At 54.0% G+C, this 20,957-nt stretch carries 20 protein-coding genes and 1 tRNA gene; 15 read left to right on the forward strand and 6 right to left on the reverse strand.

Features of this window, described 5'->3' with window-relative positions; all coding sequences use genetic code 11:
* Window positions 1-37 precede the first annotated feature (37 nt).
* The 11 genes from NBE99_RS06090 (at window position 38) to bioA (ending at window position 9,636) form a co-directional block, all read left to right on the forward strand.
* Window positions 38-526, forward strand: coding sequence for a hypothetical protein (locus NBE99_RS06090; RefSeq protein WP_250683579.1), 489 nt, complete (start codon window positions 38-40; stop codon window positions 524-526).
* 291 nt (window positions 527-817) lie between these two features.
* Window positions 818-2,035, forward strand: coding sequence for a DNA methyltransferase (locus NBE99_RS06095; RefSeq protein ID WP_250683580.1), 1,218 nt, complete (start codon window positions 818-820; stop codon window positions 2,033-2,035).
* A gap of 72 nt (window positions 2,036-2,107) precedes the next feature.
* The gene (locus NBE99_RS06100) at window positions 2,108-2,824 is read left to right on the forward strand and encodes a hypothetical protein (protein WP_250683581.1); all 717 of its coding nucleotides are present in this window, start codon (window positions 2,108-2,110) and stop codon (window positions 2,822-2,824) included.
* Between the two features lie 28 nt (window positions 2,825-2,852).
* Complete coding sequence (locus NBE99_RS06105) at window positions 2,853-3,422, forward strand: DUF4033 domain-containing protein (RefSeq protein WP_250683582.1); 570 nt, start codon at window positions 2,853-2,855, stop codon at window positions 3,420-3,422.
* 86 nt (window positions 3,423-3,508) lie between these two features.
* Complete coding sequence (locus tag NBE99_RS06110) at window positions 3,509-4,519, forward strand: ArsJ-associated glyceraldehyde-3-phosphate dehydrogenase (protein ID WP_250683583.1); 1,011 nt, start codon at window positions 3,509-3,511, stop codon at window positions 4,517-4,519.
* A 10-nt stretch (window positions 4,520-4,529) separates the two neighbouring features.
* A complete protein-coding gene (gene arsJ / locus NBE99_RS06115; protein WP_250683584.1) occupies window positions 4,530-5,783 on the forward strand; it encodes an organoarsenical effux MFS transporter ArsJ in 1,254 nt (417 codons plus the stop codon).
* A 74-nt stretch (window positions 5,784-5,857) separates the two neighbouring features.
* Entirely contained in the window at window positions 5,858-6,157 is a 300-nt protein-coding gene (locus NBE99_RS06120; protein ID WP_250683585.1) for a hypothetical protein, read from the forward strand.
* Between the two features lie 204 nt (window positions 6,158-6,361).
* Window positions 6,362-6,835 (forward strand): ribosome maturation factor RimP, encoded by a 474-nt coding sequence (gene rimP, locus NBE99_RS06125; protein WP_315897317.1) that lies wholly within the window; start codon window positions 6,362-6,364, stop codon window positions 6,833-6,835.
* A 41-nt stretch (window positions 6,836-6,876) separates the two neighbouring features.
* A complete protein-coding gene (gene nusA, locus NBE99_RS06130; protein ID WP_250683587.1) occupies window positions 6,877-8,064 on the forward strand; it encodes a transcription termination factor NusA in 1,188 nt (395 codons plus the stop codon).
* 2 nt (window positions 8,065-8,066) lie between these two features.
* On the forward strand, window positions 8,067-8,333 hold the full coding sequence (locus tag NBE99_RS06135) for a YlxR family protein (RefSeq protein ID WP_250683588.1): 267 nt from the start codon (window positions 8,067-8,069) through the stop codon (window positions 8,331-8,333).
* Window positions 8,311-9,636, forward strand: a complete 1,326-nt coding sequence (bioA, locus tag NBE99_RS06140; protein WP_250683589.1) for an adenosylmethionine--8-amino-7-oxononanoate transaminase — start codon at window positions 8,311-8,313, stop codon at window positions 9,634-9,636. Before NBE99_RS06135 ends, bioA begins: the two co-directional genes overlap by 23 nt.
* On the opposite strand, the gene NBE99_RS06145 is transcribed toward bioA, so the two are convergent.
* Both NBE99_RS06145 and NBE99_RS06150 read right to left on the reverse strand, forming a co-directional pair.
* The gene (locus tag NBE99_RS06145) at window positions 9,612-10,004 is read right to left on the reverse strand and encodes a DUF1823 family protein (RefSeq protein WP_250683590.1); all 393 of its coding nucleotides are present in this window, start codon (window positions 10,002-10,004) and stop codon (window positions 9,612-9,614) included. The two genes, bioA and NBE99_RS06145, sit on opposite strands and share 25 nt — an antisense overlap.
* An 86-nt stretch (window positions 10,005-10,090) precedes the next feature.
* Complete coding sequence (locus NBE99_RS06150) at window positions 10,091-12,169, reverse strand: glycosyltransferase (protein ID WP_250683591.1); 2,079 nt, start codon at window positions 12,167-12,169, stop codon at window positions 10,091-10,093.
* A 220-nt stretch (window positions 12,170-12,389) separates the two neighbouring features.
* Between NBE99_RS06150 and NBE99_RS06155 the strand changes: the two genes are divergently transcribed.
* Window positions 12,390-13,088, forward strand: coding sequence for a DUF1997 domain-containing protein (locus NBE99_RS06155; protein ID WP_250683592.1), 699 nt, complete (start codon window positions 12,390-12,392; stop codon window positions 13,086-13,088).
* On the opposite strand, the gene NBE99_RS06160 is transcribed toward NBE99_RS06155, so the two are convergent.
* Window positions 13,033-13,659 carry a bifunctional 4-hydroxy-2-oxoglutarate aldolase/2-dehydro-3-deoxy-phosphogluconate aldolase gene (locus NBE99_RS06160; RefSeq protein ID WP_250683593.1) on the reverse strand — a complete coding sequence of 209 codons (627 nt, stop codon included), beginning with the start codon at window positions 13,657-13,659 and terminating at the stop codon, window positions 13,033-13,035. The two genes, NBE99_RS06155 and NBE99_RS06160, sit on opposite strands and share 56 nt — an antisense overlap.
* A 104-nt stretch (window positions 13,660-13,763) precedes the next feature.
* On the opposite strand from NBE99_RS06160, the gene smpB reads away from it, so the two are divergent.
* Window positions 13,764-14,222, forward strand: a complete 459-nt coding sequence (gene smpB / locus NBE99_RS06165) for an SsrA-binding protein SmpB (protein WP_305879897.1) — start codon at window positions 13,764-13,766, stop codon at window positions 14,220-14,222.
* A gap of 48 nt (window positions 14,223-14,270) precedes the next feature.
* Here the strand turns inward: smpB and NBE99_RS06170 are convergent, their stop codons facing one another.
* Both NBE99_RS06170 and smc read right to left on the reverse strand, forming a co-directional pair.
* Window positions 14,271-14,918, reverse strand: a complete 648-nt coding sequence (locus NBE99_RS06170) for a DUF3747 domain-containing protein (RefSeq protein WP_250683594.1) — start codon at window positions 14,916-14,918, stop codon at window positions 14,271-14,273.
* A gap of 121 nt (window positions 14,919-15,039) precedes the next feature.
* Complete coding sequence (smc, locus tag NBE99_RS06175; RefSeq protein ID WP_250683595.1) at window positions 15,040-18,546, reverse strand: chromosome segregation protein SMC; 3,507 nt, start codon at window positions 18,544-18,546, stop codon at window positions 15,040-15,042.
* A gap of 113 nt (window positions 18,547-18,659) precedes the next feature.
* On the opposite strand from smc, the gene trxB reads away from it, so the two are divergent.
* Together trxB and NBE99_RS06185 are read left to right on the forward strand one after the other, a co-directional pair.
* Complete coding sequence (trxB, locus tag NBE99_RS06180) at window positions 18,660-20,021, forward strand: thioredoxin-disulfide reductase (protein WP_250683596.1); 1,362 nt, start codon at window positions 18,660-18,662, stop codon at window positions 20,019-20,021.
* A gap of 19 nt (window positions 20,022-20,040) precedes the next feature.
* On the forward strand, window positions 20,041-20,790 hold the full coding sequence (locus tag NBE99_RS06185) for a sulfite exporter TauE/SafE family protein (protein WP_250683597.1): 750 nt from the start codon (window positions 20,041-20,043) through the stop codon (window positions 20,788-20,790).
* A 51-nt stretch (window positions 20,791-20,841) separates the two neighbouring features.
* On the opposite strand, the gene NBE99_RS06190 is transcribed toward NBE99_RS06185, so the two are convergent.
* Window positions 20,842-20,913, reverse strand: a tRNA-Thr gene (locus NBE99_RS06190).
* Window positions 20,914-20,957: the final 44 nt, after the last annotated feature.

The following is a 20,957-nucleotide window of genomic DNA, read 5'->3' on the forward strand; positions in this document are numbered from 1 at the left end:
CTCCCAGCCGTGCTTGAGTCACTTATTTCTGATCCTAATGGGTTGGGGGACTCCTGTATGGGCCGCAGAACCAATTCCCATCCCCGTGCCTCCGCCAGAAGTCAATACGGTCATCCCGATTCCCGTGCCTGCCCCGGAGGTGAGTACCGCGCCAATTCCCCAACGGCTGGACAATACCCTAGAGCGACTGCCAGTGCCCAGTGCCCCCATTCCCATGGGCTTTGTTGGCAGTGATCGAGCCATGAACCAACTACCACCGCCCCCCGATGTCTCTGATACAGAGCTGGCAACACTGGCTCCCTTGGCCCCAAGAACGCGGTTTCGGGTGATTGTTTTAGACTTGCGGGAGGATGATCTGGCCGACCAAGAGCGCCTGCGATCGCTCGTCCCTGAAGTCCTACCCATTACCTTGGGTCAGCGCCGTGCCCTCCAAGTGGGCAGTTTCCAGAACGAGGCCAATGCTATCGAAATGCGTACCTTTATGGAGGTCAATGGCTTCCGTGCTGAAATTCAACGCCTCCCGTAAACTTCCCTACCCACAAGGAGATGCGATTTCCTCAAGTATTTTATAAACAATGTCACCGCTTAGGCGGATAAGGGATTCTCCGAAAACATTTAAAGACTCTAATTTTTCTGGGGGTCTGCTCGTCAACCCTCTCAAAGAGCTAGATTTTCTATAGACTTGAGGATTTAGGGCAGCAGAGTCGCAGGAGCTGGGTTGCTGAAAAACGGCAAGGATAAAAAAGAACCTAGAGAGAATGGCAATGTCAACAAGATCGACCTACGAGATCGTGCCTTTCATGACTGGTATCGGTTTGTGCTGTCTTATCCGCCGCACCTCGTGAGGCACTACATAGAGGACTTTAGCCTTAATGAACAAGCTGTCCTCCTCGACCCCTTTTGTGGTACAGGCACAACGCTCGTTGAGTCGAAGCTCCAAGGAATCCGCTCATTGGGTACCGAAGCCAATCCATTCGCCCATTTTGCAACATCAGTCAAGACGGATTGGAATGTTGATCCGGATTTGCTCTACCGTCACTCCTGTGACATAGCAGAACTTGCTCTCGGTATTCTGCGGCAGCAAGGAATAGAGGACTCCGCTCCTTTTGAGGGGGAGATTGCTGACCTACCGTTACGCCAACTCTCTTTAGAGCAACATCAACTCATTCTGTCGGGGTCTATTAGTCCGATTCCCTTACACAAGGTATTGGTGCTGCTTGAGTGCTTAGAGAAATACAAAATAGAACAGGTCTATCGGCATCAATTACTAGCGATCGCCCACATTCTTGTTTTTGCCGTGAGTAATTTGCGCTTTGGTCCCGAAGTGGGTGTCGGTAAACCCAAAGTTGATACACCAGTGATTAGTGCTTGGCTCGCCAAGATGGGTGAAATGGTGGCGGATTTGCAGCAGGTAAGAAATCAAGATGATGCCCCTGCCCACGTCCATCTGGCAGATGCAAGATGCCTTGACACAATATTACCCCCACAGTCTGTGGATGCGGTGATCACGTCACCCCCCTATCCCAATGAAAAGGACTACACCAGAACGACCCGCCTCGAATCCGTGGTACTAGGCTTCATCAAAACCAAGGCGGATTTACAAGCCCTCAAGAGGGGACTGATACGGTCTAATAGCCGCAATGTGTATAAGGCAGATAATGATGACCAGTGGATTCAAGATTACCCAGCAATTCAAAGCATCGCTGATGAAATTGAGCGACGCAGAATTGAACTCGGCAAGACCTCTGGATTTGAGAAGCTCTATGGCAGAGTCACCAAGCTCTATTTTGGCGGCATGGCACGTCACTTGGCTGCCCTGCGCTCTGTCTTGCGTCCTAATGCCCAACTGGCTTATGTGGTCGGTGACCAGGCGTCCTATCTGCGAGTGATGATTCGCACGGGGCAGTTATTGGTTGACATTGCCGAAGCCCTTGGCTATGAGTTTGTACGCACCGATCTCTTCCGAACACGCTTTGCCAGTGCTACCAAAGAACAACTGCGAGAAGAGGTGATTATTTTGCGATGGAAAGGATAATGGAGCAGCTCAAAGGCTGTACCGTAGAATTACTGTAGAATAAAGCATCAATTGGCAGTACGCACCCCACCTATGGTTAGCTCTTGGGCGAAATGGTCATTGCCGCGACCTCAACGGCGCTCAGCTTCGTTGCACCAAAGGCGATTGCCCAAAGGGCAGGCTACGCGATCGCAACGGTTGCACTGGAAATCTTTTGTTTTTAATTTGCTGTCTGAGCGTCTCTTGCTAGTTATCAGCGGACTGGGGGCAGGCCTTCTGCTGTGGCAAACCGATGGCCCCTTGATGGTAGCAACCTTGAGTGGTGTGGGTACGATTTTTCTCCTCAGTCGCTGGCAACGCCGACTTTTGACGCTATGGCAAGACCTTCGCCAACAAGTTCATCAGTGGCTCCACCATCCCTTTGCTTTTACAGTGGTGGGCGGTGTCATTGCCTGTTTGGGTACCTACACCCTTCTGCATATCGGTCAACACACAACGGATCCGTGGTTGGTGGTGGCTCTTGTCATCCTTGGCATTCTGTTAGTGGGCATCATTGCTCTCCTTGCCACAATCATTGGCCAACTGCAACAGCAGCAACACATCCAACAGGTGTCCCAGTGGTTTGCTGACCTCACCCATCCTCAACCCCTGCATCGGTTAGTGGCCATTCGCCAATTAGCTCGCGTCCCTAAGGGTGCCGATCGCCGCCAAGTGCAGGAGGCTCTGTATCTGCTACTGGGACAGGAAACGGATGCAATTGTTCGCCGTGCTGCCCTTGAGGTGCTCGATCACCTTGACGATGCCGCCTGAGTCCCTCAACTGGCTGGAGCGATGGTGCTTGGCTCGGCTGATTCGAGCGATCGCCAATGTCATTGGGGTTGAGCCACAGCGGTTGGACTATGGTGGCTTTATTGAAATCACACGGCAAGTAAAGCAGGGGCGATCGCCCGCGCAGCAGCAGGCCATTGTGGCCACCGTCTTTGATCGGTTAGTCCCCCCAGTCATCAGCACCTTGGTACGTACACTCTTTCGCCCGACCCGTTGGGTCTGTGAGTGGAATGCGTGGTTTGCCACCCGCCTCACGGGTTGGTTAGTGGGGGCGAGCGATCGCTACTGGGTTGAGGTCACTCCTCCCGGTCAGCCCCGCCAATGGCAACAGAGTGGCGTGCACATCCAAGAATGCCGCTACCTAGCTGAATCTCAATGCGTTGCCCTGTGCATGAACCTGTGCAAAAAGCCCACAGAACAATTCTTTCGGCAGCGATTGGGCATTCCTCTGACAATGACCCCCAACTTTAATGACTACAGTTGCGAAATGATCTTTGGTACCCCCGCCCAGCCCATTCCCGAGCCAACTATTCCCCAGTGTTGGGACGATCCGAGTCAGACCCCCTGCCCCTACGTTTAGCAGTACTCCCTGAGAAGGCTCTTTTGCTGATTGACAATTCAAGATTATTTGAAATAACGTAGGGATGTCCCGCTGGAGCAGCAACGATGGGCGTTGGTATCGGCATCAATGGCTTTGGCCGCATTGGTCGCTTGGTTTTGCGTGCTGCTTGGAGTTGGCCCGAACTGGATTTTCGCCACATTAACGAGATTAAGGGAGGCACGACCGCTGCCGCCCATTTGCTAGAGTTTGACTCGGTTCATGGTCGTTGGCCCCAAGCCATCCAAGCCAAGGAGGGGGCGATCGCCATCAACGATCGGATGGTCACTTTTTCGGAAGCAAAAACCCCGGCAGAGGTGCCTTGGCAAGAGCGCGGCGTCGAGATTGTTCTGGAATGCTCCGGTAAATTCCGTACCGCTGAGCAACTGGCGGCCTACTTTGAAGCTGGGGTAAAAAAAGTGATTGTTGCTGCCCCCGTCAAAGAACAAGCCTTGAACATTGTTATGGGGGTGAATGATCACCTCTACAACCCCCAAGAACACCACCTGCTCACAGCTGCCTCCTGTACCACAAACTGCCTTGCCCCAGTGGTCAAAGTGATTCACGAAACCCTAGGGATTCGCCACGGCTTGATCACCACGATCCACGATGTCACGAATACGCAAACAGTGGTGGATGCCCCCCACAAGGACTTGCGCCGTGCCCGCTCTAGTCTCATGTCTCTCGTGCCGACAACCACCGGTTCAGCCACTGCTATTGGGCTGATTTATCCCGAACTCCAAGGCAAACTCAATGGCTTGGCGGTACGGGTGCCCCTGTTGAATGCGTCGCTCACCGACTGCGTTTTTGAAGTTAGCCGCCCCACCAGTGTGGCTGAAGTGAATGTAGCTCTTAAAGCGGCCGCAGCCGCGGAACTTAAGGGAATTCTCGGTTATGAGGAGCGTCCTCTTGTTTCCATTGACTATTGCAACGACCCCCGTTCAAGTATTGTCGATGCCCTCTCCACAATGGTCGTGGATGAAACGCAGGTGAAAATTCTCGCCTGGTACGACAACGAATGGGGCTACAGCAATCGCATGGCCGAATTAGCTCGCCGCGTCGCCACTACTTTGCCCTAGGGAGTCTGTTATGGCTGTGTCCACCAGTGTCCGCAACTATATGATTGTTACCCTCGCCTACTGGGGGTTCACAATAACCGATGGCGCACTGCGGATGTTAGTGCTGCTCTACTTTGACCAGATTGGCTACACACCGCTGCAAATTGCTTTCCTCTTTCTCTTCTATGAAATTTTTGGCATTGTCACCAACTTTCTCGGTGGCTGGATTGGTTCCCGTTTAGGGCTGAATGTCACCCTCTACGCGGGCATTGGTTTACAGGTGATCTCGCTCCTCATGCTCACGCCCTTAACGCAGGACTGGCCGCTGTGGTTTGCGGTGCCCTATGTGATGGCGGCACAAGCAATGTCGGGGGTGGCCAAGGATCTCACCAAAATGAGTTCCAAGAGTGCCATTCGCCTAGTGGTGCCCCAAGAAGCAGAGTCACGGCTCTTTAAGTGGGTGGCGATTCTCACAGGTTCTAAAAATGCCCTCAAGGGGGTGGGGTTCTTTGTTGGTAGTGTGCTGCTGACGTTGGCAGGCTTTAGGGCGTCCCTGTGGATCATGGCGATCGCCCTCATCTTGATCCTATTCACCGGTTTACTATTGCCACGGGGCATGGGGCAGATCAAGAAGAAAATCCAGTTCCGTCAATTGTTTTCCAAGAGCAAGGAGATCAATATCCTCTCAGCCGCCCGCTTTTTCCTCTTTGGGGCCCGGGATGTCTGGTTTGTGGTGGGGTTGCCTGTCTATTTGCAAAGTGTCCTCAACTGGTCATTTTATGAAGTGGGGGGCTTTCTCGCCCTGTGGGTGATTGGCTATGGCGGTGTCCAGTCCTCAGCGCCCTTTCTGCTGAAATACCTCAATCGCGGTCGGCCTCCCCAAGCAGCCACTATTCAGTTTTGGACGTTTACGCTGACGATTGTGCCGGCCGTCATTGCCTTGGGCTTGATGAGCCACTGGAATCCCAATGCCGTGATTATCGGCGGTTTGCTCCTCTTTGGCTTGATTTTTGCCATGAACTCGGCAGTGCACTCTTACCTTGTGCTGGCCTACACCGATGATGAAAAAGTGGCCTTGAATGTGGGCTTCTACTACATGGCCAATTCCGGCGGGCGTCTAGCGGGAACCGTGCTATCGGGTCTGATCTATCAAATTTGGGGGATTGTCGGCTGTCTGTGGGTCTCGATGGTGTTTGTCCTCTGTGCGGGCCTCATTTCCCTAAAGCTAGAGGATCCCAAGCGATCGCACCCCTACCCACCCTTGGCTGTGGGAGAGAGTGAATAAGTGCAACATTTTCCCCTGTGGGTTAGAACTGAATAAAATTGAGATATGGTGAGGTTCCCCGAGGAATTGCCCTTATGATGCTCCCCCAAGAAATCATCGGCCAAAAAGTGTGGTTGGAAGTGGAACCCGAAGATGCCTACTATCCGGGTGAGAAAATTCGAGTACAGGCGGAAATTAGCCAGCCCACTGCTCCCCCGTGGTACTATGCTCGCTACATTAACCCGCCCCGCTGGTTCCGTACCCAAGGACAGTGGCTCACCCACCATGAGGCTGAGATGGCGGTGCTCTTGAATCCAGTCCTGGAGGATCTAGAACGGGAGGAGGAGGACTTCGACGGGGATGAGCTGACCAACGGCGATGTGGGCGATCGCTAGGGGTATCCATAAGGAAGGTTGCGGGGGTGGCGATCGCTCAGTGTGAGCTGCTATACTAAACTTAATGAAGAGGGGTGTATTGGCAACACCCATGAGCCTTCCACGGTGAACGGTTCAGAAATTTCCTTCCCCTAGGGAAGTGGGAATGTCATCTTTCGAGACTATTTGGGTGTGGTGGGCAATGTCCCGCCTTTTTTATTTCCTATGCAGATACAGACGCTTTTGCCTGTGGTGCAAACCTTGGCCCAACAGGTTGCCGACCAAGAACACCTTGATCTAGTGAGTGTGCAGTGGCTCACCCATCAATCGCCACCCATTTTGCGGGTGGAGGTGCGCCATCCTGAGGATGACACCAGTTTGGAGGATTGTGAACGGCTGAGTCGGGCACTGGAGGTAGCCTTGGATGCCCTGCCAGAGTTGGAGTTTGCTTACGTTTTAGAGGTGTCCAGTCCGGGTCTATCGGATTACCTAAGTAGCGATCGCGACTTTGATGCCTTTCGCGGCTTTCCAGTGCAGGTCACAACCACAGCGCCCCATCGCGGCAAAACTCTCTGGGAAGGAACCCTGATTCGTCGCGACGAGGTAAATGTCTATCTCAATCAACGGGGGCGATCCCTGGCAATTCCCCGCTCCCTCATTGCCAGTGTCCAACTATACACCCCCAGCAGTGAACCTTAGCACCGATGTATTTCATTCAGTTAATGAGGTTGTAACGGACGATGACCATCTATCGCTTACCTGGCCTACGGGCCATGATTAATGAAATCAGCCAAGAGCGGAATTTGCCCAAGCACGCAGTGCACCAAGCCCTCAAGGAAGCGTTACTCAAGGGGTACGAACGCTATCGCCGCAGTCTGCGCCCCGATCATGGCCACTTTGAGGAGGATCACTTTGCCAACTTTGAAGTGGAACTAGACACTGAACAGGAAGGCTTCCGCATTTTAGCCACCAAAGCCATTACAGAAACTGTAGAAAACCCGGATCGTGAGATTGCCCTTGCTGATGTCATTGAGGTGGTGCAGGATGCCCGTGTCGGCGATACGGTGCTGTTGGATGTGACCCCTGACCATCAGGAATTTGGCCGCATGGCCGCCATGCAAACCAAGCAAGTACTGGCGCAGAAATTGCGAGATCAACAGCGTCGCCTCGTCCAAGAGGAATTCAAAGACCTCGAGGGCACCGTACTCATGGGGCGCGTTCTCCGTTTTGAGCGGCGATCGGTGATTATGGCGGTGCGCAGCGATGCTAGCCAACCGGAAGTGGAGGCCGAATTGCCGAAACGGGAACAACTTCCCAACGACAACTACCGCGCCAACTCCACATTCAAGGTGTATCTCAAGCGTGTCAAAGAGGGACCTCAGCGCGGCCCCCAATTGGAGGTCTCCCGTGCCGATGCTGGACTGGTGGTCTATCTCTTTGCCAATGAGGTGCCAGAAATTGAGGACGAAGTGGTGCGGATTGTTGCCATTGCCCGCGAGGCCAATCCCCCGAACCATAAAGTGGGTCCCCGCACCAAAATTGCCGTGGATACCTTAGAGCGGGATGTCGATCCGGTGGGTGCCTGCATTGGCGCTCGGGGATCCCGCATTCAAGCGGTGGTGAATGAACTGCGGGGGGAAAAAATTGATGTGATCCGCTGGTCGCCAGATCCAGCCACCTATATTGCCAATTCCCTGAGTCCGGCGCCGGTGGAGGAGGTGCGACTGATTAACCCCGAAGCCCGCATTGCCCATGTCCTCGTGGCACCGGATAAAGTCTCCCAAGCCATTGGTAAAGAAGGCCAAAATGTGCGCTTGGCCACCCGTCTGACGGGCTGGAAAATTGAGGTGCGCGATAGTTCTCAATACAACTACGAAGAGGAGGATCGCTTGGCCATGACCGCCCTTGAGGAACAAGTTGCCAGTTAGGGATGATGGCTGTCCTGCAACGCCGCTGTGTCGCCTGTGGCCGGTTGGCCGATCGCTCGGAGTTTTGGCGAATCGTGCGCTGCTGGCCCGATCAAAAGGTGCAATTGGATCAGGGAATGGGGCGATCGGCCTATTTGTGTCGCACTGCTGAGTGTCTCAAGGTGGCTAAACAGAAAAAACGCTTGGCGCGATCGCTCCGCTGTCCAATTCCCAAGGATATTTTTACGACCCTTGCTGCTCGCTTAGATGCCCATCGCAACCATGACTAACTCCCCCATTTGGCAGCCCTTTACACAAATGAAAACGGCAGATCCGCCCCTGAAGGTGGTGCGTGCCCAGGGTGCTCGTCTCGAACTGAGCGATGGTCGGCAGATAATTGATGCCATTTCCAGTTGGTGGGTGACGCTCCATGGCCATAGCCATCCTGTGTTGGCTAAAGCGCTCTATGAGCAGGCGCAAACCCTTGAGCACGTCATTTTTGCTGGCTTTACCCATGAGCCAGCGGAGCAGTTGGCTCAATTACTGTGTGCTCACACCCCGGCGGGGTTACAACGGATCTTTTTTTCCGACAATGGCTCAACCGCTGTGGAAGTCGCTCTGAAAATGGCCTACCAGTACTGGCAGCGGCGCGATCAACCCCAGCGATCGCGCTTCATTGGCTTTGCCGGGGGGTACCATGGCGATACCCTTGGGGCAATGACTGTCGGCCAAAGTTCCCCTTGGTGGCAACCCTTTCAGCCGCTGCTCCCCCCTTTAACAATCCTGCCCTACCCCGCGACGTATCTGGGGGATCCAGAAGTAGAAACCAAGGAGGCGCTGGCGATCGCGCAACTGGAGGCCACCCTCAAGACAGACCCCGACGCTTATGCGGCTCTCTTCATTGAACCACTCGTACAGGGGGCAGGGGGAATGCGCATGTGTCGTCCGCAGTTTTTGCGAGCGGTTTCTGAGATTGCCAAGGCCTATGGCGTTTTGGTGGTTTATGACGAGGTGATGACAGGCTTTGGCCGCACCGGTGCCCTCTTTGCCTGTGAGAAAGCAGGGACACAACCGGATCTGCTGTGTTTATCAAAAGGGTTATCGGGAGGCTGCTTGCCCATTGCCGTCACATTGGCCACTGAGGAAATTTATCAAGCCTTTTATGCCGATGACCCCGCCCGTGCCTTCTTCCATAGCCATTCCTATACAGGGAATCCCTTGGCCTGTGCGGTGAGTGTGGCTTCCTTTCAATTGCTGCTTGCGGAACCTGAAGCTTACCAAGGCCTAGAGGCGCGCCATTGGCAGTGTCAACAGCAGTATCTTACCGATGTCAGCAATCTCAAGCAATTTCGCACCTGTGGCACGATCGCGGCCATGGAATTAGAAACCGAGGCCTCCTACTTTAGTGCCCTTGTCCCCCAACTGCGCCGCCGCTTTATTGAGTTGGGTGTTCTCCTACGGCCTCTGGGGAATACGCTCTATATCTTGCCCCCCTACTGTATTACTGATGCGGAATTAGCCACGGTCTATCAAGCCATCCGCCAAGTGGCGATCGAGGTAGCCGAAGGTTACTTCACCGCAGTCTCTGCTTGAGTGGCCATATAACTCAGGAGCCAATTGACAGCAGTGGCACGGCGGGTACGGCGAGGATTGAGTTCCTTAATCTCATAGCCCGGAAAGCCCAACTGTTCCTTGAGGAGTTGTTTGTGGGTAGGGGGAATGGAGCGGGTGAGCTTAACGATGGCGGGGCGGCTGCCAATGAAGTCGGGAGGTTGAGGATAGTCTTGTCGCCATTCTGGGGGCACGCGATCGCTCTGCCAACTTTGAGTATCGGGATCATAGCGATAGCCCAAGCAGTGCCACAGGAACTGATTGACTGTGGCATCATCCAATTCCTCGTTGAGAATTTGCCACAACGTGGCTTCTGTGAGAGGGGGGAGTGGCGAATCCGGAATGCTCATTGCCTCGCTGAATTGCTAGCCTCGCTGTTCATCGCGATAACTATTTAATCATATTGGAATCTTAGTTATGGCTCTATTGTACTGAGTCACCTTTCACTTTTTTGGGGATAACTATAGGCTCGGTGCCATCCTGTGGCCTGAAGGTTGGGTGTCAGTGGGTTCCAGTGACGGATCAAAGGAGGCAAGACGAGCGTGCGCAGCAGGAGCCACAGGGTTTGCAATTCACTGGGTGCTTTCTGCCATTGCCAGCGGTTGGGTTCACAGAAAAGCAGCGTGATCAATTGGCGGTATTGATCTGGAGTGAGCGGATCAAAGTAAATCTCTAGGGTTGTCTGATTCGGCATGTGCACAATTTGGCCGCTGAGGTCAATGCCGGCCTCCAATAGCCGACAAGTGAGGGGCACACCCATCGCCGAGGGGGGGAGGGCTTGGTGCAGATGAACGATCGCCCCACCTTCAGAAAGACGCATCGTCCTGCCCCACAGGGCAGTGGTTTGATCCCAAGCAAGATGGAGTTCAACGGTTTGCTGCACATTGAGCCAATCATAGGGATCGGGACGGGGGCGTTCGGTAAGACAGTAGAGAGCTAGTGCAAGAATCACAAGATTGTAAAGGTTCCAGACCCATGCCAGTAGTAGCCCCCTGCTATGTAATGCTTGCCAATTGAGGACAGCAGCGGCAACTGAGAGCACAAAAAGCACGAATAGCGGTGCCGCTAGGTGCCACTGAAAGTGGTAGCGATCGCGATAACTCCCCTTGGGGGTGACCCAAAAACCGCGACCAAAGGGACGCAACAAGGTGTCAATCACTGTCAATGTCAACGGCACACATTGGACAACTGCATAGATATCCGATACCAAGGCGGAACGACTGTGGCCATTGAGCCAGCGGAACGTACTCAACAGCAGCCAGTAGTAGGGCACAAAATAGTAGAGCCACTGCCGCAGGGTGGTTTCAAGGGGAACCAGCCCCCAAAAGGCGGCAATTAACGGCAACAGCAGTAGGAACAAACGCAGGGGACTGTGGAACCATTGGGTGATCCCCTCTAAGTGGGCAAGGCGCTGGAGCCAACTGAGATTCGGTACCCGCAGTGGACTGGACGCAATGAATAACCCTTGGAGAGTGCCCCGTGCCCAGCGTTGGCGTTGACGAATGTGAGCCGTCATGTCCTCCGCACACAGACCGGCACTGAGACTTTCATTCAAGTAAATCAGCCGATAACCCGCCGCCGCTAGTTCAATTCCTGTGTAGTAGTCTTCACTGAGGGATTCAGTGACAAAGCCGCCAATGGCCTCTAGGGCAGATCGCCGCACCACAAATGAACTACCGTAGCACAGCGCCGTTTCAATACTATCCCGCAGGACTTGATAGTGACGGGAAAAGATTTCCACCTCTTGGGGCAGATGCTCCTCTAGGCCAAGGTTACGGGCAATGGGATCGGGATTGTAAAAGCTCTGGTACGTTTGCACAAGGCCGATATCAGCGGTCTGAAAAAAGCCAACCGTGCGGGTGAGAAAGTTGCGCGTGGGCACAAAGTCCGCATCAAAAACCGCAATCAGTTCACCCTGCGTGCAGGCGAGGGCATGGTTGAGGTTACCTGCTTTGGCATGGCGATTGTCAGGACGACTAAGGTATTCACAGCCGAGTTCGCAGGCCAATTCCCGTAGCGCAGGGCGACGGGTATCATCGAGGACATAGATGCGTTTGTGGGGATAGTCGAGGGCTTGGCAGCCAACAATTGTGCGCCGCAAAATCGTTAGAGGTTCGTTGTAGGTGGGAATGAAAATATCCACCCAGGGCTGATAGTAGCCACTTTTGACCGCGAGGGCAGCAGCGTCGGCTTCGGGGCGACGATTTTTGATGCGCAGCAGGAGGTAGAGTTGCAGGCTATAGCCTGCCATCATGAAAACCTCGATAGCCAATAGGAGAATACTCAGGGCTGCCTCGATGGGGGTGCGTAGATTGAGGGTGGCTAGCGATCGCCACAGCAGGTAATGAATCATCAGGGCGATTAAACTGGCGACGACAATGACCCGTGCCCACTGTTGCTGCACCTTCCCCCAGCGCAAAACAACACTGCTAAGAACTCCGATCAAGAGCAATGGCCAAAAAATCCACGGTGGGTCTAGGTCTTCAATTGCAAGCCAAGGAATGATGGTGGGCATCGGCGGAGCCTCAATTAAAGGTTGAAGAGAGCTTCGTTCTAGAGCGATCGCTATCCGTGCCCATGCACGATCTATAGCGGTGTTAACCTCTGATACTAAAGTAATGTAACGAAATGTAAACTAAGCGTTAGACAGAAACCTCACTATTCGGGTTTCCCACAGTAGCGATCGCCCCCAGCAGTATGTCAGGATGAATATCGCCAAATGCCAATCTAATGCTATGACCGACTCCCAAGATGGGACTGAGCGACCTCCCTTTATTTTTCACAACCAATTCCAAGGCTGGATGGACGTGTATGCCCCAGTGCAACGCTACGAAACCTACCTCAATAATCACCAAGAATGGTTTCACCGCTGTGCCCATCCCATGAAGGCAGAACCGGTGGGCAAGCATGGCTACATTCTCACTCTTGGTCGCTATGGCTCCCATGGCTACGAAGTGGAACCCAAAATAGGACTGCATCTCCTGCCTCAAGAGCAAGGAGTCTATCGCATTGAAACAATTCCTGTGCCAGAGCAGCCCTTTCTGAACTACGAGGTCAATTTTCAAGCGGCAATGGCCTTGGTGCCGATGCAAGCCAATCCTGAAACGGATAGTGACCTGTTAGCGCTGAATGTGATTGACTACACACGAGTGAATTGGGAACTCGACTTGCGAGTGGAAATGTACTTTCCGCGATTTATCTACCGTCTGCCCCATGGCCTGATTCAAGGGACAGGCAATCGCGTTTTGGCTCAAATTGTCCGCCAAGTGTCCTACCGCCTCACGGCAAAGGTGCAGGATGATTTCCACAAAACCATTGGCCTAGACTTGGGCAAACGCTGGCGACGCAAACGCTTCCATGCTGAGCGGGTGCGCACCCTTACCCCTGCGCCAATGTTTGATACGCCTGACGAGCCTGAGCCACCTGCTGCTTGAGGCGTGCTACATCTGTGCCGAGTTGACTGCCCATGCCGATGGCGATCGCCCCCGCTCTCCAGAGGGGCACCACCTCCTCCCAGCCAATACCTCCACAGGGAATGAGGGGAATTTCGGCAAACAAGGGTCGCAAAGCCCGCAGATAGCTCGCACCCCCCACCGCCATCACTGGAAAAACTTTGACCGCTGTTGCCCCAGCGTGCCACGCATGGAGAATTTCCGTTGGTGTCAATGCCCCCAAAATCAGAGGACAATTGGCATCCTTTGCAAGGGGCACCACCTCTATGGCTGTATGGGGGGTCACTAAAAATTGTGCGCCGGCAGCGATCGCCCCTTTGACCATTTGGGGGTTTTGGAGGCTCGCTGCTCCAATGGTGCAGTGGGGAGCGTCTTGACGGAGTTGTTGCAAGACGCCAGCAGCATTGGGGGTTGTCCACGTCACCTCTAGGCAGGTGAAGCCCGCTTGAATATACATTTGAGCGCGGGCGATCGCTTCACTAGGATCAGCAGCACGCACCACTGCAATCAAGGGCAGGCTTGGCAGAAACTCTAACTGCTGCGGCTTGGGCATGGCGTCACAACCATTCAGCAAGGGGATGGGAGGGCAGTGATAAGATGAAAACTTCCCCTACCCCTAAACTACGGTATATTGACAATACTCTTACGGAGTTTTTGATGGGCGATAGCATCAAAGTCCTGAGTGAAAATCGCCAAGCGCGCTTCCAATACGAAATTTTGGAAACCTATGAGTGTGGCCTCGTGTTGCTCGGCACTGAGGTCAAGTCCATTCGCGCTGGGAAGGTGAATCTACGGGATGGCTTTGCCCGCATCCGCAATGGTGAAGCGTGGTTGATGAATATCCACATTTCCCCCCACGAAAGTACCAACCAGTCCTATAACCATGATCCGCTGCGCGATCGCAAGCTCCTTCTCCACAAGCAGGAAATCCGCAAGCTAGTGGGCAAAGTTGAACAAAAAGGACTGACCCTCGTGCCCCTAAAGCTTTACCTCAAAAATGGCCGCGTCAAGGTCTCCATAGGGCTAGCCCGTGGTAAGAAGCTCCACGACAAACGCCAGGACCTCAAGCAGCGCCAAGATAAACGCGAAATGGAACGCGCCCTCAAACAACGTTAACCCCTTGACCCTTTCTCTGCCAAGTAGCGGAATCGCTATAGGGGCACCTTAGGGCGGTGGCAGTGGCAAATCAGGGCGTCGGGAGGGCACCGGTATAATATTCATTTCCGCACTCACCGCCGATGTCTGAGGGGCACCACCCCCCGTTGCTGCTTGCCAAGAGTCATTGGTGAAATAAACATGACCAAGCACGCGGCCTTCATAGGTGCGCCGCGTTAACCGCCAAGTGGGTTCCAGTTGAAACTTGAGAAATTGCCCTTCCTGCATACCGTGGGTGCGGCCAATGACCATACGCGGACCACCGCGATTGCTGCTGCCAACAAGGAGCAACTCGCCATCCCCCTGTTCAATGCGTAGATTGTACTGTAAACCCAAATCCTCTTGAGCAACCCGAATCGAGTAGCCATTGCTATCCGTAGCCCGACCACAAATGCCCGTAAAGTCAAACGTGGTCAATAGGGGGTCAATCACCACAGGGTTACTGCCCGACTCACTCCAGCAGGGACGAGTATCCTTAATTTGCTCCACCACCAAGAGGCGATACCCACCGCGTGCAAGGGGCACAGCCATCACCACATAGCGGCTTTGATCCACTTCCGTTTGTGTAAACATATTGGCTTGGGCAGGCCGAGGGGCAATTGTTCCCAAACAGGCCACCGTCAATAGGCTCAGGCCAAATTTTTGCCAGTATTTCATAGGGACACTCCTCAGCAGAACTTGGAGGTTTTGACAGTTAAATGGATTCTACTGTTCCACTACGATCCACGCTGATGAACTATCAAAATTCTAGAAATGATTTTTCAGATACTATCAGGCATCAATGGTGAGCGGTTAAATCGAGGCCAATCACTTGGGTATGTTGACCCCGCGCTTGGGTGACGCCAATCGTGCGCTGAGCTGCTTCAATCATTGGTCGCCGCAGACTGACAACAATAAACTGCGCCTCTTGGCTTTGCTGCTGAATCATTTTGGCAAGGCGCTCAACATTGGCACCATCGAGAAACATATCCACCTCATCAAAGGCATAGAAGGGGGAGGGGCGATAGCGTTGTAGGGCAAAGATAAAACTGAGGGCCGTTAGGGATTTTTCACCCCCCGACATTGAGGCCAAGCGTTGTACGGGTTTGCCCTTGGGATGCGCCACCAGATTCAGGCCACCGGCAAAGGGATCTTCAGGACTTTCCAGTTGCAGATAGCCATCGCCATCGGAGAGGGTGGCAAAAATAGTTTGGAAGTTGGCATTGACGGCCTCAAAGGCTTCACGGAAGGACTGGTGACGCAGGGTGGTGAAGTTCTCAATCCGCAGTAGTATCTCTGTGCGCTCGGCTTCCAGAACGGCGAGCTTCTCCTGTAGCTCATTAAGCCGCCCTTGTGTCTCCTCAAATTCCTGAATTGCCAACATATTGACGGGTTCCATGGCGCGCAACCGTTTTTCGAGGGCTTGGCACTGCTGTTGAATGTCGCTGAGGGAAAGGTCAGCAGGCACTTCAGGCCATGGCTGCGGTAAAGGGGGTGCCTCGATGGTGCTTAATTCCTGAAGTTGTGCGTGCAGCGTGGTGAGGGTGTCGCCGGCTTTTTGATATTGCCATTCCAGTTGTTGATAGTCCTTTTGCTGCTGCCGCAGTTGGTAATCTTGGCGATCGCGATCGCCCTTGAGGTGACCAAGGTGAGCTTCCAACTCACTGAGAGCCGCTTGCGTCCTTTGAATTTGCGTCGCTAAGTCCCCAAGGGTTTGCTCGAGGGCTTGCTGCTGCCAGAGCGTCTCCTGTTGGGCTTGGCGCAGTCGCTGAATCTCCCGCTCTGTTTGTTGTAGATCCTGTCCAAGGCGCTCAAGTTGACGGTGGCGATCGCCCAAAGCTTGATCCACTGCTTGCAGGGCAGCCACATGATCAGCGTGGATTTTTTCCTGTGCCTGAAGCTGTTCCTGAAGGTGCTGCCACTGCTGATGGCTAGGATTGGCTTCAAGGGCATTGAGGGCAAGGCGTTCGGCGGCGAGTGCTGCTTCGAGTTCAGGAAGGCGAGCCTCTAGGTGAGTGAGTTCAGTTTCTGCTGCGGTTAACTCTTGGCTAAGGTACTGCTGTTGGCGCGCTAAGTCCGCTTGTTGGCGCTTGAGGTGCTGCTGTTGCTGCTGAAGTTGCTCCCATTGCCACTGGCGATCGCGATGGCTTTGGCGGGCTTCACTCAGGGCTTGGCTCAGATCACTCACTACCCCCTGTTTCTGAGTGCGCTCTTGCAGAAGGCGATCTAACAGGCGTTCTAATTCCCCAAGGCGATCGCGCACCTGCTGGATCCCTGCCGACTCTTGGGGGGTGACGCCCTGACCAAAATGGAGCGTGTTGCTGCGATGATGGCTACCCCCTGTCATTGCCCCTGAGGGTTCCAGTAACTCCCCCTCCAGCGTCACCATCCGATATTGTCCTAGATATCGTCGCGCTGCCTCCAGCGTCTCAAAGACGAGGGTGCTGCCAAACACGTAGGCAAAAATGGGCGCATAGTGTGGCTCAAAGGTAACGAGATTTACAGCGTAGTCAATACAGCCCGTCAAGGAAATTGGCGGGAGGGTCTTGGGGCGTGCCATCTTATTCAGAGGCAAAAATGTGGCTCTGCCGACCCGTTCCCGTTTGAGGAGGGCGATCGCTGCCGCCGCCACACTGTCATCCGCCACAACGATATTGCCTAGGCGTGCCCCGGCTGCAATTTCCAAGGCCAGTTGGTAGCGGGGTTCCACTTGTCCCAGTTGTGCCACCAGCCCAAACACGCCGGGGAGATCAGCACTTAAAATGAGCCGCGCTGCAAAACTCCCTTGGCTTTCCTGAACTGCCTGTTGCCGCGCTTCCAGTTGATCCAGTTCCCGCTGCTTTTGGCGCTGTTCTCGCTCAAGGCGTTGGTAGGTTTCTTCTGTTAGGCTCAATTGTTGCTGTGCTGTGGCCAGTTGTTGGGCTAGGGTTTGCAGTTGTTGCGCCTCTTGTTGGACTGCTGCTGCGGCTTTTGTGAGCGCGTCTTGCAATTCCAATTGTTGTGCTTCTAGGGTCGTAGCGGCTTGAGACAATTCCCCCTGCCGCTGCCGCAATTGTTGCGATCGCTCCTGAAGGCGCGAGAGTTCACTGCGACTGGGTTCCAATTCGTGGATTAGGGCCTCAATCCGCTGGCGTCGCTGGCTGTGTTCTTGAAACCATGCTTGGGCGGCTGTACTCAACTCCTGAGCCTGCTGTCGTAGGGCGTCGAGGGTGGCCTGGCTGGTGGCAATGGCGGTAACCAAGGGGGGGCGATCGCCCTGTTGCTGTTTTAACTCTTGAGCAAGTTGCTGTTGCTGCAAGCGTTGACTGTGGTACTGGGCTTGCCGTTGCTGGAGTTGTTCTGCCAACTGTTCCTGCTGCTGTTGGTAGGCCGTTTGCTGGCGTTGACACTGCCGCTGTTGGGCGTGGAGATCCGCCAACGCTGCTTGTAGGCGGAGGTACGCTTCTTCGCCAAGGGCTTTCACTTGTTGATTGAGTTGTTCTAGCGTAACGGCTGCCGCTTCAATCTCCCGTGCCTTTTGTTGCAGTTGGGCTTGGCGTTGGGCTTGCTCCTGTTGGAGCGTCTGAATCTGTGCTTGTAGGTGCACTTTTTGCTGCTCGTGGGCTTGCCATTGGCGTACCCGCAGCCATTGCTCTCGCTCCTGCAGCTCTGATCGTAGGGCTTGATATTTTTCCGCTTGCAGGCGGTCCCGTTGCAGGCGATCGCGCCGTTGAATCAATTCCTGCTCGACAATGCGAAAGCGTTCTTCGCGCTCCTTGACCGTATCTAACTTTTCGCGAGCTTGGGCAATCTTGCGGTCAAAATCTGCCACTCCCGCTAGTTCGTCAATAATTTCCCGCCGCGCCTTGGCATTCATCGAAATAATGTTAGTGACATCTCCTTGCAAGACCACGTTATAGCCTTGGGGATAGATACAAAATGCCTGCAACTGCTCGTAAAGTTCATTGAGGGTACAGGGTTGATCGTTCACTGCGTAGGTCGAGGTATAGGTGCCCTGCTTGGTTACCCGCAGTCGCCGTGTCACCCACCATTCCGTATCGGCATCCAGTGCAAAGGTCACCGTGACTCGCGTTTCGACAACACTATGGCCACGCCGCGTTTGGCTATGGTTCACCAAATCTGGGAGCCGTTCTGCCCGCATTCCTTTGGAGCCTGCAAGGCCAAGGGCAAACAGCAACGCATCCAACAGGTTGGATTTTCCTGAGCCATTGGGGCCTGAAATGACCGTAAACCCCGGCAGCAGCGGAATCACTGTCGTGCCGCCAAAGGACTTAAAGTTCGTGAGTTCTAACTGCTTAATGTACACAACTAAGGAGCGTACCTAACCGTTTCATTATGCCCAAAGATGCTCCCCTTGTTTGCCACGGAAAATCAAGCTAAAATCAAATAACTCATAGTCGTTTCGAGTTTGCTTTAGCCATGACACCGCCACGGATTGAAAACGTTGTCATTATTGGTTCTGGCCCTGCGGGCTACACGGCAGCCATCTATGGCGCTCGCGCCAACCTCAAGCCCTTCATGTTTGAAGGGTATCAAATTGGGGGTCTGCCCGGCGGCCAACTCATGACCACCACCGAAGTGGAAAACTTTCCCGGCTTTCCCGAAGGTATTCAAGGGCCACAACTGATGGCACGGATGAAGGCGCAAGCGCAGCGCTGGGGCACGGAGATGGTGACTGAAGATGTGATTCAAGTGGATTTTAATCAACGCCCCTTTCTCATTAGCTCAGCCGAGCGGCAGGTCTATGCCCACAGTGTGATTATCTGTACCGGTGCCACGGCCAAACGCCTGCATCTACCAGGGGAAGAGCAGTATTGGACAAAGGGAGTCTCCGCCTGTGCCATTTGTGATGGGGCAACGCCGATTTTTAAGGATGTGGAGTTGGCAGTGATTGGGGGCGGCGATAGTGCAGCGGAAGAAGCAGTGTATTTGACAAAATATGGCTCCCATGTGCATCTCCTTGTCCGCAGTGACAAAATGCGCGCCAGTAAGGCAATGCAGGATCGGGTCTTTGCCAATCCCAAAATTACGGTTCACTGGCAAACGGAGGCGCGGGAGATCCTTGGGGATGGCAATTTAATGACGGGTCTGCGGATTATCAACAAAGCCACGGGGGAAGAATCTGTGCTGCCGGTGCGCGGCCTATTCTACGCCATTGGTCACACCCCCAATACCCAACTCTTCAAAGATTTTCTGGAATTGGATAGCGTCGGCTACATTATTACCCGTCACGGTACCCATACCAATGTGGAGGGCGTCTTTGCTGCGGGGGATGTCCAAGATCATGACTACCGTCAAGCGGTGACAGCGGCCGGCAGTGGCTGTATGGCTGCCCTTGATGCAGAACGTTGGCTCTCGGCGCGGGGTCTAATTCAGGAGTTTCATCAAACGGAAACCGAGACCAAACCCGCAGAAACAACGAAACCTACGACATCCCCAGAACAGGCGTTTGATCCCAATGCCATTAAGCATCGAGGTAGCTATGCGCTGCGCAAGCTCTTCCACGAGAGCGATCGCCTGCTGTTGGTGAAATATGTCTCCCCCACCTGTGGCCCCTGCCATACGCTCAAGCCGATTTTGGATCGCCTAGTTGAGGAATTTGACGGCAAGGTGCAGCTCATTGAAATTGACATCACTGAAGATAGCGCGATCGCTGAGCAAGCCGGCGTCACTAGTACACCCACGATTCAACTCTTCAAAAATAAAGAACTTCTAGAGGTGATGGTGGGCATGAAACCCAAGAGCCAATACCGCGAAACCATCCAACGCTACCTTGCCTAGGCTCTAAGCCGCAAGTGGCATGATAGGTGAGATTGGGCTACTCACACTTGCCGGTCTGGCGGCGGGCTTTGTCAATGCCATTGCCGGTGGGGGAACGCTGATTAGTTTCCCGGCCTTGGTGGCGATCGGCTTGCCGCCAGTAGTTGCCAATCTCACTAGCACGGTGGCTTTGGTGCCCGGTTACTTGGGAGCAACGGTGGCGCAACGACAGGAGTTAAAGGGTCAGCAACAGCGCCTTGGTCGGCTATTCCCCAGTGCTGTGGCAGGGGGCATCACGGGGGCAATGTTACTCCTGCACACCAACGAGGCACTGTTTAATGCCTTGATTCCCTATTTGCTTTTCTTGGCCGCTGTTCTCTTGGGGGTTCAGGAACAGGTGCGGGCTTGGTTACTGCGGCGAATCAGTTCCCCTGTTGTATCCGAGGTGGGAGCAATGCCCTTGGTGTTTTTGGCAGCGATCTATGGCGGCTACTTTGGTGCCGGGCTAAGTGTAATTTTGCTGGCGGTGCTGGGCATTGTCTTAGGGGAGAGTCTGACCCGCCTCAATGGTTTGAAGCAAATTTTGGCCTTTGGGATCAATGTCGCTGCTGCAGCGTTTTTTGTGGTGTCGGGGGAGGTGGTGTGGCCTGCTGCTCTGGGGATGGCGATCGCCACCATTGTAGGCGGGCTTTTGGGGGGTAAATTTGCCCGTGCAGTCAGCCCTAGGCTCTTGCGCCGTACCGTGGTTCTTTTGGCCATTGTGCTAGCGATCATTTACTGGTTGCGATAGGGATAAACCACCCCACCGCAGATGGAAAATTCCGTGAGATTTGCCAAACAAAGCCCGTGACGAGGATTGAACTCGTGACCTCACCCTTACCAAGGGTGTGCTCTACCACTGAGCTACACGGGCAAAAATTCCCAGAGCTTTATCATAGCCCATTGGGGGAACAATTG

Source organism: Thermosynechococcus sp. HN-54, from assembly GCF_023650955.1.
In the GTDB taxonomy this organism is placed as follows: Bacteria; Cyanobacteriota; Cyanobacteriia; order Thermosynechococcales; family Thermosynechococcaceae; genus Thermosynechococcus.

Bases quoted from the DNA above. Each gene is read 5' to 3' on its own strand.
- NBE99_RS06100 (WP_250683581.1), top strand. From the start codon at position 2,108: ATGGTTAGCTCTTGGGCGAAATGGTCATTGCCGCGACCTCAACGGCGC.
- NBE99_RS06150 (WP_250683591.1), bottom strand. From the start codon at position 12,169: ATGCCCACCATCATTCCTTGGCTTGCAATTGAAGACCTAGACCCACCG.
- NBE99_RS06110 (WP_250683583.1), top strand. From the start codon at position 3,509: ATGGGCGTTGGTATCGGCATCAATGGCTTTGGCCGCATTGGTCGCTTG.
- NBE99_RS06135 (WP_250683588.1), top strand. From the start codon at position 8,067: ATGATGGCTGTCCTGCAACGCCGCTGTGTCGCCTGTGGCCGGTTGGCC.
- NBE99_RS06185 (WP_250683597.1), top strand. From the start codon at position 20,041: ATGATAGGTGAGATTGGGCTACTCACACTTGCCGGTCTGGCGGCGGGC.
- trxB (WP_250683596.1), top strand. From the start codon at position 18,660: ATGACACCGCCACGGATTGAAAACGTTGTCATTATTGGTTCTGGCCCT.
- NBE99_RS06145 (WP_250683590.1), bottom strand. From the start codon at position 10,004: ATGAGCATTCCGGATTCGCCACTCCCCCCTCTCACAGAAGCCACGTTG.
- NBE99_RS06170 (WP_250683594.1), bottom strand. From the start codon at position 14,918: ATGAAATACTGGCAAAAATTTGGCCTGAGCCTATTGACGGTGGCCTGT.
- arsJ (WP_250683584.1), top strand. From the start codon at position 4,530: ATGGCTGTGTCCACCAGTGTCCGCAACTATATGATTGTTACCCTCGCC.
- rimP (WP_315897317.1), top strand. From the start codon at position 6,362: ATGCAGATACAGACGCTTTTGCCTGTGGTGCAAACCTTGGCCCAACAG.
- NBE99_RS06155 (WP_250683592.1), top strand. From the start codon at position 12,390: ATGACCGACTCCCAAGATGGGACTGAGCGACCTCCCTTTATTTTTCAC.
- NBE99_RS06090 (WP_250683579.1), top strand. From the start codon at position 38: ATGGGTTGGGGGACTCCTGTATGGGCCGCAGAACCAATTCCCATCCCC.
- nusA (WP_250683587.1), top strand. From the start codon at position 6,877: ATGACCATCTATCGCTTACCTGGCCTACGGGCCATGATTAATGAAATC.
- bioA (WP_250683589.1), top strand. From the start codon at position 8,311: ATGCCCATCGCAACCATGACTAACTCCCCCATTTGGCAGCCCTTTACA.
- NBE99_RS06160 (WP_250683593.1), bottom strand. From the start codon at position 13,659: ATGCCCAAGCCGCAGCAGTTAGAGTTTCTGCCAAGCCTGCCCTTGATT.
- smpB (WP_305879897.1), top strand. From the start codon at position 13,764: ATGGGCGATAGCATCAAAGTCCTGAGTGAAAATCGCCAAGCGCGCTTC.
- NBE99_RS06120 (WP_250683585.1), top strand. From the start codon at position 5,858: ATGATGCTCCCCCAAGAAATCATCGGCCAAAAAGTGTGGTTGGAAGTG.